Here is a 15589-nt window from a genome sequence, read left to right on the forward strand (position 1 = left end):
TTGTTACGCTATTACTAGATACATCATTCAACTTGCAACATGAAAAGAGAATTCTAATCAAACTACAAGGAGGAGAAATGTATGACTAAGAATGATCATGGTTTAAAGGAAAAAGTAGAAGGTGCCATTGATAAAGTAAAAGGTGAAGTAAAAGAAGTTGTCGGGAAAGTAACTGACAATAAGAAATTACAAGCTGAAGGAAAATGGGATAAAGTGAAAGGCACTGCTAAAGATACGGTCGGTAATGTAAAAGAGAAAGTACATGAATATAAAGAGCATAAAGAGAATAAATAAAAAAGAACTAGGATATATGGTTGTGCAAGTAGGGAGTTACTAGATCCTAGAAAAAAGAATTTGTATTTTATATTTGCCCATAAAATCATTTTAAACCGACAAATAGATGCCTCAAGGCATCTATTTGTCTTTAAATAACTATTTTACTTCTACTGTATAATTACCTAATAGCTCAGGCTTTCTCTTACTAACATAGTGCATTTGCTAGAGTAAAAGATTACTTTGTGAAATTTGGTTTTAGGTCACCTGTATACGGTTCATGCTCAACAAAGATTTTTATATCTTTTCCATTCGCATCTTTCCCGATTCTTGTATACGTAAATTTCTCTTTATTTAGCTCAGTCAGTTCAAGGACCGCACCATATTTATTATTTCCTAACGAAACGTGAGCCCTTATTTTATTACCATGTACAACATCAAAGAAACCATAGTCTCCACGACTTTCTCCTGTATTCGCATTGAAAAACTCGTATTTATTTGTATTTTTATCGTATTTTGCTAGACTGATTAAGTTTGAGTTGTATTTTGTTACATCATTACCCTGTTCGTCTAATACCACCGTTCCATTCCATAGTGTACTAGATAAAATTTCATCTCCATTAACGTCTGTAACTATTTTCCCCGTCGAGCTTTCCAACTTTTTATCAGGTCGCGTGAAAGAAAGTTCTTTTCCATGGTAAGGAACATGTTCAACAAACACTTCTACATCGTTCCCTTTTGCATCTTTTCCCATTCTTTTATATGTAAATTTCTCCTTGTCTAATTGCGTTAATTCAACAACTGCTTGATAATTTTGCGTTTCAGAAATTAACACCCTTTTCTTTCCATCATTCGTTATAAAAAAGGTACCGCTATCATTACGACTCTCTCCTGTACTTGCATTAAAAAATTCATACCTTGCAGTTTTAGCATCATATTTTGCAAGCCCGATGAAATTTTGATTTTCTTTCGTTACATCATTATGATCTTTGTCATAGACTTTTGTCCCTTTCCAGTTTGTTTCACCAAGCATGCTAGCTAGTAGTTGCCCTTTCATTTGTTGAATTTGCTCGGTTTCTTGTATTGCATTGTATAAAAATTGTGCGTACTGTTCACGCGTCACATCCATACTTGGAGCAAATTTCCCTCCTCCTACTCCTTTTGCAATATTATTTGTTTGAACAGCACTAATTGCATTTCTTGCCCATGAGTTCGTTGCAACGTCATTAAAAGTATGATCACTCTTTGCCTTTAAATGAAAAGCATTTGTAAGAACCTGTGCCATTTCTGCGCGTGTTAAGGATGCCTTCGGTCTAAAGTTTCCATGCTCATCCCCCTTAAAAACACCCATTTCTGTTAAAGATAAAATTTCCTTTATATAGCTTGTTGAATCTTCACTTACGTCACCGTATGGGTTTTGATAATTTTTGTTTTCTTCCATATTAAAATAACGATACATTAAAGCTGCAACTTGTTCACGTGTTACGTTATCTCCAAAACCAAATCTTCCATCATCATAGCCAAAAATGATTTTCTCACCTGCTAATTGCTGAATCGCCTCATATGCCCAGTGCCCCTTTGGAACATCTTTGAATACACCAGTATGATTCGTGTTTGGTGTAACCTCTTCTGCTTTCACCTCTCCACTCGTTTCACTTAATAAACTTCCACCTAAAACTGCTGATATGATACATGTTTTTAAAATTGTTTTATTCATAGCTTCCCAATCCCTTCCTTCATTTAACAAAGAATTACACCACTTATCTTCCAAAAGAAGATTCTATGTGAGCAATTCATGTTTTAAATTTTGATTACAGCTAATTGGATACAAAGGGTTACACATCCAAATTTCTTCTTTGTAGTATCCATAGCTGCTATATATAGGAATTATAAATAGCAACTATAAATTGCCTATAAATAAATTATTAAAAAAAGATAAAATTAAGATAATATATTTTTAATCTCAATCTAAAAAACGTTATTCTTTCTCATCTAGCTTGTTAAGAAAGAATAACGTTTTTAGTTCTAGGGTTCTTTTTGACAAAAGAAATGAAACTTTATTTTATATGCCCAAAAACAACTTCACGGCCTTTTCCAAACAGAACATCGGAAAAAGCCGTGGCATAATACTTATTTTATAATTGACGGAATACGGCCAAAATGGCTCTTTTTACTTCCCTTCATTCTTCTCTAACACATACAAATCTTCTTCAATATTAGATAGTTTCTCTGTTACAAGCTTTCTAGCATCTCCAATTGCTTGATTGTATGCAAACGGTCCTACTAATTTAATCATTTCTTCTATTAATCGCTCTGCTTGGAAACGTCCAATTTCATCTAAATCTTCTTCAACGAAAAATTGCTGAATTTGTGCCACAAGCTCTTCTTTTTTATCATTAGGTATTTTTATATTCATCATCATTTGTTACTCCTCTATATTTAAGTTAGTCCGTTTCTTAACTCTACCATAGAAAAATGCTTTCCAGGACAACTTTTTGTAACGCCTTCTAGCTCCCTGTGACCAAGTATATTTTCTTTCTTTATAGCAAACTGCTTCATAAACATTTTACATAAAGAATATAATGCATTCATTTGTGCGGTAGTTGGATCATATTTATCAAAATTACCCGTCATACATATTCCAATTGTATCCCTATTATTATCTTTCGCATGTGCTCCAATATGTAAACCTCGCCCTTGGACTACAGTTCCATCTTCTTCAATAAAATAATTGTAACCGATCCCGCTCCACCCTCTTACTTTTTGATGAAATTCATGTGTTTTATACACATCCCATCCATCTTCGGATGTATGGTGGATAATCAGTTTATTAACTTTCTCTAAAGGAACTAATTCATCTTGAAATGTTAAATTAACACATTTAATTTCCATTTGAACATCCTCCCCTTAAAAATCAATGATCATAATTGTTTTATCATCTGGTCTTATTCTCTTTTCCCCTTCTAGCTCTTCAATAATTGCTACATATTCACTTATACTATTCTTTCTTATATATGCAACAGTTTGTTCAAGTGGCCAATCTGGGTGGAATAATCCGTCTGAACAAATAAAAATCCCACTCACTTCATCTATATGTAGTTCACCATGTTGTAAATAATGTATCGCTTCTTTCATTCCATTTGCAACAGAATACCCTTCCTGCATATTTGCAAGATAACGATTATATTTTAACTGTTCTCGCACATCTTGAAAAACATGTTCTTCTGGTACAGTTAACCCTTTATTACGGTCTTCTTCCCTCTTTTTTTTTGCTCGTTTACTAATTCCTTCAACCGTGTCTTGCGTTAATACTTGCATCGTTCCATTTTGAAGTATTGCGACAATCATACAGTCCCCTAACTGTGCGTATTCAATTTTCTCACCATCTATTTGAACTGCCGCAATACATGTACACCACAAATGCTCTTTCTTTCTCGTATCTACTTCATACTCTAACATTTTGCTTTGCAATGCTTCATTTGCTTTTGCAACGGCAACTTGCAAACTATGATTTTCACGTAATGAAGCAAAATAACTTGCAAATAAATGCGAAGCGATGTATGCTCCATTATGTCCCTTTTCATCACGAAACGGGACGAGCGGTGTTGCACCATCACATACACCATACATCTTTTTTTCTTCATTACAAAAATAAGAATCCTCACATTCTTGCTTCAACGGGCTTTTCTGTTGATACGTTTTTATCCTCATATCTGTATCCCCTTTCAAATGAGAAAATACTCGAATTCTTTTGATTAATCTAATTTTCCGAAATAAACTGTTTTTACCCAAAACTTTCAATATCATATATAATCTTGAAATAATATGAATTTTTTAGTGAAGGACGGGAAAGAAATGGTCAGATTTCTTGGTGTTATTATCGGTTCTATTATTATTGCGATTGCATTTAATCTTTTCCTTATCCCCCACAAAATTTTAAGTAGTGGAATTGGCGGAATTGCTATTATTTTAGGGATTGTAACTCCTGTAAACACGGGTATTATTAACTTTGTATTAAACTTACCTATCCTTATTTTAGGTTACATAGGTCTTGGAAAAAAAGTGATTTTTAACACTGTTATCTCTGTTATTGTATTATCTGTTGCATTATACTACGTTCCAGTAAAAGTCGTAGCAACAGACCCACTTTTATCATCTATCTTTGGTGGTGTCATTGCCGGAGCTGGTATCGGCCTTGTTTTTAACTGTAATGGATCAACTGGTGGATTTGATATTATCGGTATGCTATTGTCTCGAAAAAGAGACATTAAACTTGGTGGATTCCTTATTATTTTAAATGCAGTCGTTGTAATAATTGCAGGATTCTTCTTCACTTGGGATGTTGCTCTTACAAGCTTACTTTCAATTTATGTAACTGGTAAAGTGATCGATGCTATTCATACGAAACATCGAAAGGTTACACTTATGATTGTAACAAATGAAGCAGAAAAAATGAAAAAACAACTCCTTTCAACTGTTGTACGTGGAATTACATTACTTGATGGCGAAGGTGCTTATTCCAGCGAAAAAAAACGTGTACTTATGACCGTCGTTTCTCGTGAAGAATTAGCAAGTATGAAATTAACAATTTCCGAAATTGACCCTCATGCATTCGTTAACATTACCGAAACAGTTGAAGTATTAGGATTGTTTAGAAAAGGTTAAAAAACTAGGTGGATTTCCACCTAGTTTTTATTTTCCATAAATTCAATTCGATTTCCGAACGGATCTGACACATAAAATCTAATTACATCTGGCCGTGCATGATCATCTATTACTTCAATGCCTTGCTTTATTAACTCTTGTTTAAATTCATCAATTTTTAAAACATAAAAAGCTGGATGCGCCTTTTTAGCTGGGGTGAAGTTTTGCTCAACTCCGATATGAATCTCTTGATTTCCACACTTAAACCAGCACCCACCACGCTTCTTTAATTCCTCCGGCTTCGGTATTTCCTCCATACCTATTTTTCCACCATAAAACGCTCGTGCTTCTTCTTCACATCCTACAGGCGCAGCTACTTGTACATGATCGATACCTTGAATATAATGTCTCATTTTCTTTCCCCCTCTTCTACCCTAATGTTATAAAGAAAACCTACTTTTGTAACTTACAAAAGAGTTATAAAACAATATAAGCTCCCCTTATTACCAACTTGTACTCACTTTGCAAAAAATAAAGAAAACAAAATTTATTATATAACTTCCATTTTTTATAGAAATACACATTACATCTATATTATAGTTATGAATAGACAAATCTTTTTAGATGCTATTTGTACGGAGGAACTATTATGAGTCGTAAAAAATATTCATCAACTCAAAGAAAACGTCATCCGAACATTTCTAGACGTTTGCGAGACCATATACAAAATCGTTCATTAACAGAAATGTACGCATCTCTGTTCGAACACAATCCTGATAGTATTATTTCATTAAATTTAGAGGGAGTTATACTACATATAAATCCTTCTGCCGAAAAAATATTAGGTTACACTTCTTTAGAATTAGAACAGAAAAATATTACCTCTATTTTAGAAGCTCGTATTTCTGAGCAAGTATTACAAAATATAAAGAATACTGGAGCGGATAATCAACAAGAGTATATCTTATCAATTTATCATAAAAATGGATTCTTATTAGACGTCGTGACAAAACTAGTTCCTATTTTTGTCCAAAATCGTCTAACTGGCGTATATGCCATTATGAAGCCTCTTGAAAAATCAGAAAGAATTGAGAATATGCTAAAAGAAAGTGAGAAGAGGTTACGTACATTAGTGAACTCCATGCCTGCGTTTGTTATATTTAAGGATCATGAGGGACGCTGGCTTGAGGCAAATGACTACGCACTTTCTTGTTTCAATTTCCATCATGTACCTTACCACGGGAAAAAAGATAGTGAACTCATTCAATATAACGAAGCGTACCGAGAGGCTTTTTTACATTGTGAAGAAGTCGACGAACTAGCATGGCAACAAAGACAAATTCTTCATGGCGAGGAATTTATTATTCATAGAGATGATTTCGATCTAATCTTAAGTATATCGAAAGTTCCACTTTATCATTCTGACGGCTCCCGTAAAGGTCTTATCGTAATGGGAAGAGATGTTACCGAGCTAAAAGAAACGGAAAAGTTATTACGAAAATCAGAAAAGCTCGCAGTAGTCGGACAACTGACAGCTGGAATTGCACATGAAATTCGAAATCCACTCACTTCTCTAAAAGGTTTTCTAACATTGCTACTCCCTGAAATAAATGAGGAGCAGAAATGGTATATCGATGTTATGTTAAGTGAGATTTCACAGATGGAATCTATCACAAGTCAATTTATGGCGATGTCTAAACCACAAGTACTATCTATCCAAACTTGTAACATACAAGCTTTAATTGAAGAGGTAGTTACATTTATTTTACCAACTGCTATTATGCATAGTGTTCATATCATTATGGATCATTTTGATTACAAACATGATATTCAATGTGATGGTAACCAATTAAAACAAGTTTTTATAAATATATTAAAAAATGCGATAGAAGCAATGCCAAATGGCGGAAATATTTACATCCAGACAAAACCATTAGATGATACCTTCATTTTAATACGGATTATCGATGAAGGTTGCGGTATCCCAGAAGATCGTATCTCTCGTCTAGGTGAACCATTTTATAGTTTAAAAGAAAAGGGAACAGGACTAGGATTAATGATGTGTTACAAAATAATTGAAGAACATCATGGTAAATTACACATTTCAAGCGAATTAAATAAAGGTACGATCGTTGATATTCAGCTACCACTTTCTTCGTCTCATCTTGCAATTCAGCCGTAAATAAAAAAAGAAGCATCTACTAGTTGTTAGCAGATGCTTCTTTTTTAAAATGCTTTGTCATACCATTCTTTTGCTTTTTCTACTTCACTCATTGTTAATTGATGCCCTCTATTTTCCCAATGCATTGTAACAGTAGCGTTTGCATTTTCTAATAGTACCTTTAATTCCTCTGACTCTCCTGATGAACAAATCGGGTCATTTGTCCCAGCAGCGATAAACACGGATTCCCCTGCTAAATTAGGCAATTGTGTTCCTCTTCTAGGCACCATTGGGTGATGAAGCACAGCACCTTTTAATGCATTTTCGTAATGGAATAATAAGCTTGCAGCAATGTTTGCTCCATTTGAATAACCGATAGCTACAATGTTATTTCTATCAAATTCATATGTTTTTGCAGCTTCATCTAAAAATTCATTTAATTCCTTCGTACGGAAAATTAAATCCTCTTCATCAAAAATACCTTCTGCCAATCGGCGGAAGAAACGTGGCATGCCATTTTCTAATACATTCCCCCTAACACTTAATACAGATGCTTCCCGATCAATTATTTCTGCAAGTGGTAATAAATCTAATTCATTACCTCCTGTACCATGAAGTAATAACAACACTGGTTTTGACGTATCTTTTCCTTTTTGAAAAATATGTTTCATCATAATCCTTTTCCCCTTTCAATCACTTTTCGTCTAAATTTCTCACTTCAAATGGTAAAAGTGTTTGTTCAATTTGTTTTCTATGTGGTTCATATTGCTCCGGTAACTTTAATTCCTCACCCATCGTCTCTAACGATTCGTCATGAGCGAAACCAGGAGGGTCTGTTGCAATTTCGAATAAGATTTCCCCGTGTTCTCTAAAATAAATTGCGTTAAAATAATTTCGATCTTGTACAGGAGTTACGTGATATCCAAAACGAGACACATGCTCTTTCCAGTCTAGTTGATCATCATCGTTAGTCGCTCTCCAAGCAATATGGTGGACTGTACCAACACCCATTTGGCCACGCCCGATTGTCGATAGCCTCAAGTCGATAATATTCCCAATATCAGCAGAAGAACGGAATCGAACGAATTCACCTTCTTCTCCAATTTTCTCAAGACCCATAACATGCTCTAACAATTCAGCTGTTTTTTGAGGTTGTGCAGATAAAAGAACAGCACCGCCAAATCCTTTAATTGCTACTTCTGGCGTAACTTCTCCAAAAGTCCAATTATTTAATTCGCCTTCTTCTCTTTCTACTAATTCTATATGCAAACCATGTGGATCATCAAATTCTAAATACTGCTCTCCAAATCGAGTCATTTTTGTATACGAAATATCGAATTTTTCTAATCTATTTTCCCAAAACTCCATTGCGCCCTTTGGTACGACATAAGACGTAATGCCTACTTGACCGTCACCAATAATTCCTTGACGAGCACCTGCCCATGGGAAAAACGTAATAATTGTTCCAGGCTTTCCTCCTTCATTACCAAAATAAAGATGGTACGTGCCTGGATCATCAAAATTCACTGTTTGTTTCACTAAACGTAAACCTAACACACCAGCATAAAAATCTACATTTTCTTGTGGGTGTCCTACGATTGCTGTAATGTGATGAATTCCCATCATTTTCTTTTCCATTTTCTCCGCCCCTTTTTATTTCATTTTAAAAACTTGTATACATTAAAATTCATTATTCATTTTGTCCATACTGCAAAGTAAAATCCATCGTTATGATTTTATCTTTAATTCGAGATATAAGCTGTGAAATTACGCATTATCTTCTATATCATTGAATTCATCTCGAATTCGAGATAATTTCCAAAAAATATTTACTCCATCTGAAATCTTTATTCGGAAATAAATTATCTTGAACTTAAGATTTATTATAAGTTACTTACTTTTAGTTGTCAACAAGTTACTTATTTTCATTTTAAATCAAAAGAGAGTAAATGCTAGTTATCATTTACTCTCTTCGCTAATTATTTCGTTTCCTCTTCCAACACTGCTTCCATCTCATTAAATTCACGATGAATTGCTTTCACTGGTTCTTTCGTTAATAAACTTACAACAATAACAGCTAATAAGCTACAGAAGAATCCAGGTACCATTTCATACATAGTGGCTTTTAAACTTGGAATTTGTACCCAAGTAATAACAACTACTGCACCTACAATCATCCCAGCAAGAACGCCCCATTTGTTCGTTCTCTTCCAATATAAACTTAATAAAATAGCGGGTCCGAATGCTGAACCAAATCCTGCCCAAGCATAACCGACAAGTGTTAAAATTGTATCACTTGGATGATATGCTAAAACAACTGCAATCATAGCTACTACTAATACTGACAGTCTACCGATAAATACAAGTTCTTTATCACTAGCGTCCCGATGGAAAAATGTTTTATAGAAATCTTCCGTTACTGCACTTGAAATAACAAGTAATTGCGAGGAAATACTACTCATAATCGAAGCCAAAATAGCTGATAGTAAAAACCCAGTAATGTACGGATGGAATAAAATATTTGAGAATGTTACAAAGACCATTTCCGGGTCTTGTAATGTCTCATTATTTTTAGCGTAATAAGCAATACCAATTAGACCAGTAAGCATTGCACCTATAATTGAAATCGTCATCCAACCGATACCGATTCTACGAGAAGTTTTTAAATCTTTAATAGAAGTAATTGCCATAAAGCGAACAATAATATGCGGTTGCCCAAAATACCCAAGACCCCATGCTAAAAATGAAATAATACCAAGAATTGTAGTCCCTTTAAACATATCTAAACGCGATGCATCAACTTGCTTAATTGTATTGAATGTTTCTGTTACACCGCCCACATCTGTAAAAGCAACAATTGGTACTAATACAAGCGCAATAAACATAATACATCCTTGCACAAAGTCGGTCCAACTTACTGCTAAAAAGCCACCGAATAGTGTATAAGCAACTACGACACCGACAGTTACAAATAAACCAATTTTGTAATCAAGGTTGAAAGAGTTTTCAAACAAACGCCCACCTGATACTAAACCAGCCGACGCATAAAATGTGAAAAATACTAAAATGACGATAGCGGAGACAAAACGAAGTATTTTCGTACGATCTTTAAATCGATTCTCTAAAAAGTCTGGAATCGTAATTGAATCATTTGCCACTTCTGTATACGTTCGCAAACGCGGGGCAAGAATTAAATAGTTTGCATAAGCACCTATTAATAACCCTATCGCAATCCATACACTAGATAATCCTGTTGCATACATCGCACCAGGTAATCCCATTAGCATCCAACCACTCATGTCAGAAGCACCAGCTGATAAAGCTGTAACTGCTGGACCGAGTCCCCTTCCGCCTAACATATAATCTGATAAATCGGATGTCTTCTTATAAGACCAATAACCGATATACAACATACCTGCCATATAAATAGCAAGCGAAACCATAATCTCAATCTTCACCGAATCTCTCCCTTAGTTACATAAGCCATTCAAAATTTCGAAAAATGACTTTTTCTATTTTCTTGTTTTCGCTTATGGTTCCCTACCTTAACAAACATTTTTTGTTCTTTCAAGTGAACAGGCCCTTTTCACTACATGTGAAAACCTTTATAAACGCCTTTATCCCAGTGGATTACCCCGGTTTTAAAATAAATTAAAGTAAAAATATTCAGAAAATATAATACCGTTTTTTCACACCTTATTTTCATTCACTTATCAGACAAATTTTAAAAGAAAAAAAGCCATACGAATGTATGACTTTTAATCTATTAAACATAGCTTATCTTCTATTTACTAGTAGGAAACAATTCTGAAAGAGGAACTATCCGCCCCACCTCATCTTTAAACACAATATGCTCTCTCGTTAAATGACGCGGGCTCTTTACTCCCGCTGCGGCCGCAAGTGAGAACAAACTATATCTCATGCTAACAACATAATTCATTACTCGCCATTTCTTCTCATACGGATCTAGCGCTTTTTGATAGTGCGGATTCGTCGTGGCAACTCCAGATGGACATTGTCCGGAATTACATTGAAGTGCCATTATGCAGCCACTTGCCATCATAAATCCACGTGCTGAATTTACAGCATCTGCACCAATAGCTAAAGCAATTGCCACTTTATCTGGTGTAATTAATTTCCCCGAGGCAAACACTTTGAATTTGTCCCGAACACCATAATGATTCGCTGTATCAATACATGTCAGTAACGCTGGAATAAGCGGCATCCCCATACTATCTGCCATCGATTTATACGTTGCACCTGATCCACCTTCTGAACCATCAACTGTAATGAAATCTGGATAAATGTTTAACTCTTTCATCGATTTGAATAAATCTTCCAACGGCTCCTGCTGTCCAATTACAATTTTCATACCGACTGGTTTACCGCCGTTTTCTTGCAAACGTTGAATAAAATAAAGTGTATCTACTGCATTCTTTAAAAATGGAAATCGATTCGGTGAATTAATCGTGTCTCCTTCTCGCACATTCCGAACAGAAGCAATTTTCTCATTTACTTTTTGTCCCTCTAGATGACCACCACGTATTTTCGCACCTTGCCCAAATTTCAATTCAAATGCTTTAATATTGCTTTCTTTTGCTTTCTCCATAAATTTCTCCATTGAAAAATTACCACCCTCATCACGGTACCCAAATAAACCCGGACCAATTTGCGCAACGATATTCGCACCTGTATGTAAATGTTCTGGAATAACGCCACCTTCGCCAGTATTAATCCACGATCCGCCAGCCATCTTCGCACCAAATCCGCTCGCTAAAATATAATTTTCGCCAATCGCACCGTAAGAAGTCGCAGATGCCCCAAACATGCCATGTAGTTTCCACGGATATTTGCGGTTTTCACCGACTATAATTGCATCGTCTTCTTCATATAACCAAAGATTCGTTGTATCCGCTGTCAATTTTTCTCTTCGTGAAAATAACCCTTCTTTATGAATCACATACTTTTTCCCTTCATGTTCTTGCGTTACATTCACACTTAATTCATCTGTTAATATCGGAAATAATGTATTAGCAATATAATATCCAGATGCATCAAAATCTCGTTTTGATCCAAAACCGAGTATTTCTGAACGGTATTTCGCTAGAAACATTACACTTTGAAAATCATAACGTGAAAAGGGCTTTCCATCCGTATCATGATCAAACCAATATTGCCTAAATTCCGGTCCTATCTTTTCAAGTAAATAACGCATCCTTCCTAAGTATGGATGCAGCTTTAATATAGAATGATGCGTCCGTTTTTTAATAAAAAATGTAATAATAAAAAAAATGATTAATAGTAACATCAATAAGAGCAATATACTAATAATAACGAGTAGCGTTTCACTCATCCCGCTTCCTCCTATGAAAATCCATAATAAAAGGAGAACACCTGATGTGTTCTCCTTTTATCTTTATTCAAATTAACGTAGCAAGATGCTCTTTCGCATCATATTCAACTAAACTTTCAGCATTTTTAATTCGATGAACAAAATCTGGATTAGCTATTAAAGGTCTTCCGAATGCCACTACATCAATTGTTCCTTCTTGCAACGCTTCTTCAGCCTCTTTCGGATTTAAATTCCCTACTCCTACAATCGTACCCTCCCAATATTTTCTTACTAATTGATGAAAATTCTTTCCGTCAGCAATAACTGCAGTATAATTCATCGTTGAAGGGTGAATCATCGTTAATCCAACTTCGTTGAACATATTTACAAACGTTTCAATTGCAAGCTTAGGGTTTTCCCACATATAAGTTGGATTATCACCTTTGAAAGCAGAGAAGCGAAGAAGTGTTTTATCAGCCCCAACAGCTTCTATTACAGCCTCCGTTACTTCTTTCATAAACGTTAGCCTTTGCTTTAAATCTCCGCCGTATTTATCAGTACGCTTATTTGCGAACTCATAAGTAAATTGATCGATTAAATATCCGTGTGCACCGTGTATTTCTACTCCATCAAATCCAGCTTCGATCGCGTTTTTCGCAGCTTGTGCGTATTGACCAATCACCTCTTGTATTTCTTCTAACGTCATTGCTTCTGGCGTGTCGAACGGTTTACGAAAACGCGGAACATTTCCCTCTGCAGCGATAGCAGACGGTGCTTGTGGCATTTGTCCACCAATTATCTCGTGATGACTCATACGGCCAACATGCCATATTTGAGCAATAATCGTTCCACCTTCTTTATGTACTGCCTCTGTAACAGGCTTCCACGAATCGATTTGCTCTTGTGTATAAATCCCTGGTACTCCTGGATTTCCTTTTGCTCTTGGGCTAATGACGATTCCCTCTGTAATAATTAAGCCAACTCCATCAGCTGCACGTTTTCTATAGTACTCGACTACATCAGTACCAACGATTCCTGTTTCATGATTCGCGAAACATCTCGTCATCGGTGCCATTGCTATGCGATTACGAAGAGACCAAGGTCCAATTTGAATCGAGTCAAATAACTTCGTTTCTTCAATCTTTTCAAAAGAACCCCAATCATTTATATTTGTTCCTTCATAAATACTTGCTGCTTTATTATTTGAACTTGTCATTTTTCTTCCCCCTAAAAAATTCTTACTATAATCGCATCATACTTACTTTTAGATAGTAACGTCAATTTATACGCTCTTATGTAGAAATATTCGCATAATAAAACTAACTGTTTTTTAACTTTAAGGGTTCTGGTATTCAAGACTCTACTGTCTATTTTTATGTTCAGTAAGTGGATGAGGAAAATACTTGTTAAGTGGATGTTTTCATTTCTTCTAGTTTTATTACTATAGAATATATTGGTAATTGTTTTTCAAACTATTTACTAAAAAAAACGATTTCCACTGTACTATATTCAAACTTACAGTAACGAGGCTTCAATCATTCATTTGTTTTTTATTGTACAAACAAAATTTTAGGAACGAATAAAAGACTCCTACATAGTTGAACGTATTTTTTCTTATTTAACTTTTAGTAAGAAGGATAACAATGAAAACAAAAGCTATCGTTTCTAAACCCGAAAAAGATTTTAATATGCAAGAAGTATACTTAGACAAGATTAAAGATGATGAAGTATTAGTAAAAATTATCGCTTCTGGTATATGTCATACAGATGCAACAGTTTTAGACGGGACAATGCCCACACCAAAACCAGTTGTTTTAGGACATGAAGGTTCTGGTATCGTGGAAAAAGTGGGAAGTAATGTAACATCCGTTACACCTGGTGACCATGTAGTACTCGGATTCTCTTACTGTGGTCATTGTGAAAGTTGCTTAGATGGTAATGCTGCTGCTTGCGAAAATATGATTGAGTTAAACTTCTCTGGAAAAAACAAACGCCATGTAACACCTATACACGATCTTAGCAATAATGATATTTCTCAATTCTTCGGCCAATCTTCATTCGCATACCATGCCGTAGTTGATGAAAATAATGTTGTAAAAGTAACAAAAGATGTTGATATACGTTTGTTAGGTCCACTTGGTTGCGGAATTATGACTGGTAGCGGTACAATCTTACATTCACTACAAGCAAAACCAGGTAGTAGCCTAGTTGTATTTGGAACTGGCGCTGTTGGTCTTAGTGGCTTAATGGCAGCTAAAATTGCTGGATGTACTACAATCATTGCCGTTGATATTCATGATAGTCGTTTAGAATTAGCAAAAGAATTAGGGGCTACACACACGATTAATAGCTTAATCGAAGATCCAGTTGCCAAAATTAAAGAAATTACAAACGGTGGAGCTCATTACTCATTTGAAACAACTGGCGTAAATACTGTTACACTTCAATCCATTCAATGTTTACGAGTAAAAGGGACTATGGCAACTGTTGCTGTCGGTAAAAAAGATTTAACTATAAACGTAACAAATGAAATTGTCGTAAAAGCTATTACAATTAAAGGAGTAGTTGAAGGTGATGCAGTACCACAACTATTCATTCCAAAATTAATTAATTTCTATCAAAAAGGATTATTCCCATTCGATACATTTGTACAATTCTATTCTTTTGAAGAAATCGCTCAAGCATTTGAAGATTCTAAAACAGGGAAAACGATTAAGCCGATTATCGTAATGGAGTAACATTTGTTTGCTTTCTCTTCATAACTAACATAAAAAAAGCCGTGCAAAAGCACGGTTTTTTCCCCATATACGTACATCAGCCTCGCCATTTATATTCTTTCGTGATTGATTTCTTAGTCCACATCGCCTAGTCTCCATCTCTGTCATTGCTCTAAAGAAGATAGGGAACAAATTCGTTTCCAACATGCAAACAACAAGCATTACGATAATAATTGCATATCTAACACGTTGTTTTTTCTATTTATCCGTTCATCCCCATGAAAAAAGGAGCTGTCACATAGTTTGACTATGTGACAGCTCCTTTTTAGTTGACCGTATATGGCTAAAAATTCATTTATGTCTTTAATATAAAATTGCATATCTAACACGTTGTTTTTTCTATTTATCCGTTCATCCCCATGAAAAAAGGAGCTGTCACATAGTCGAATTATTGACTATGTG

The 15589-nt window shown here is 35.1% G+C and carries 14 protein-coding genes; 4 read left to right on the forward strand and 10 right to left on the reverse strand.

Going from position 1 to position 15589, the window contains the following annotated elements; all coding sequences use genetic code 11:
• Positions 1-81 precede the first annotated feature (81 nt).
• Positions 82-294, forward strand: coding sequence for a CsbD family protein (locus DT250_RS02520; RefSeq protein ID WP_016077378.1), 213 nt, complete (start codon positions 82-84; stop codon positions 292-294).
• Positions 295-511: 217 nt separating this feature from the next.
• Here DT250_RS02520 and DT250_RS02525 read toward each other — a convergent pair whose 3' ends face one another.
• From DT250_RS02525 to DT250_RS02540, 4 genes are all read right to left on the reverse strand, one after another.
• Positions 512-1990, reverse strand: coding sequence for a DUF4822 domain-containing protein (locus tag DT250_RS02525; RefSeq protein WP_142293478.1), 1479 nt, complete (start codon positions 1988-1990; stop codon positions 512-514).
• Positions 1991-2443: 453 nt separating this feature from the next.
• Positions 2444-2695, reverse strand: coding sequence for a DUF2164 domain-containing protein (locus DT250_RS02530; protein WP_001994665.1), 252 nt, complete (start codon positions 2693-2695; stop codon positions 2444-2446).
• Positions 2696-2712: 17 nt separating this feature from the next.
• Positions 2713-3165, reverse strand: coding sequence for a peptidoglycan recognition protein family protein (locus DT250_RS02535; protein ID WP_088122887.1), 453 nt, complete (start codon positions 3163-3165; stop codon positions 2713-2715).
• Positions 3166-3180: 15 nt separating this feature from the next.
• The gene (locus DT250_RS02540) at positions 3181-3984 is read right to left on the reverse strand and encodes a protein phosphatase 2C domain-containing protein (protein ID WP_179952822.1); all 804 of its coding nucleotides are present in this window, start codon (positions 3982-3984) and stop codon (positions 3181-3183) included.
• A gap of 144 nt (positions 3985-4128) precedes the next feature.
• On the opposite strand from DT250_RS02540, the gene DT250_RS02545 reads away from it, so the two are divergent.
• Positions 4129-4938, forward strand: a complete 810-nt coding sequence (locus tag DT250_RS02545) for a YitT family protein (protein ID WP_000251342.1) — start codon at positions 4129-4131, stop codon at positions 4936-4938.
• Positions 4939-4958: 20 nt separating this feature from the next.
• Here the strand turns inward: DT250_RS02545 and DT250_RS02550 are convergent, their stop codons facing one another.
• A complete protein-coding gene (locus tag DT250_RS02550; protein WP_088608919.1) occupies positions 4959-5330 on the reverse strand; it encodes a VOC family protein in 372 nt (123 codons plus the stop codon).
• 236 nt (positions 5331-5566) lie between these two features.
• Between DT250_RS02550 and DT250_RS02555 the strand changes: the two genes are divergently transcribed.
• On the forward strand, positions 5567-7099 hold the full coding sequence (locus DT250_RS02555; RefSeq protein ID WP_088608920.1) for a BA3702 family sensor histidine kinase: 1533 nt from the start codon (positions 5567-5569) through the stop codon (positions 7097-7099).
• Between the two features lie 44 nt (positions 7100-7143).
• Here the strand turns inward: DT250_RS02555 and DT250_RS02560 are convergent, their stop codons facing one another.
• The 5 genes from DT250_RS02560 to DT250_RS02580 form a co-directional block, all read right to left on the reverse strand.
• Complete coding sequence (locus DT250_RS02560; protein ID WP_097889926.1) at positions 7144-7752, reverse strand: alpha/beta hydrolase; 609 nt, start codon at positions 7750-7752, stop codon at positions 7144-7146.
• A gap of 19 nt (positions 7753-7771) precedes the next feature.
• Positions 7772-8716, reverse strand: coding sequence for a ring-cleaving dioxygenase (locus DT250_RS02565; protein WP_088608922.1), 945 nt, complete (start codon positions 8714-8716; stop codon positions 7772-7774).
• 341 nt (positions 8717-9057) lie between these two features.
• The gene (putP, locus tag DT250_RS02570; RefSeq protein ID WP_149212437.1) at positions 9058-10536 is read right to left on the reverse strand and encodes a sodium/proline symporter PutP; all 1479 of its coding nucleotides are present in this window, start codon (positions 10534-10536) and stop codon (positions 9058-9060) included.
• A gap of 326 nt (positions 10537-10862) precedes the next feature.
• Positions 10863-12431, reverse strand: a complete 1569-nt coding sequence (locus DT250_RS02575) for an FMN-binding glutamate synthase family protein (RefSeq protein ID WP_149212438.1) — start codon at positions 12429-12431, stop codon at positions 10863-10865.
• Positions 12432-12498: 67 nt separating this feature from the next.
• Positions 12499-13626 carry an alkene reductase gene (locus DT250_RS02580; RefSeq protein WP_149212439.1) on the reverse strand — a complete coding sequence of 376 codons (1128 nt, stop codon included), beginning with the start codon at positions 13624-13626 and terminating at the stop codon, positions 12499-12501.
• 427 nt (positions 13627-14053) lie between these two features.
• On the opposite strand from DT250_RS02580, the gene DT250_RS02585 reads away from it, so the two are divergent.
• Positions 14054-15148 (forward strand): NAD(P)-dependent alcohol dehydrogenase, encoded by a 1095-nt coding sequence (locus tag DT250_RS02585; RefSeq protein WP_088064208.1) that lies wholly within the window; start codon positions 14054-14056, stop codon positions 15146-15148.
• Positions 15149-15589 lie beyond the last annotated feature (441 nt).

It is taken from the genome of Bacillus sp. AR2-1, from assembly GCF_008368755.1.
Lineage (GTDB): Bacteria > Bacillota > Bacilli > Bacillales > Bacillaceae_G > Bacillus_A > Bacillus_A wiedmannii.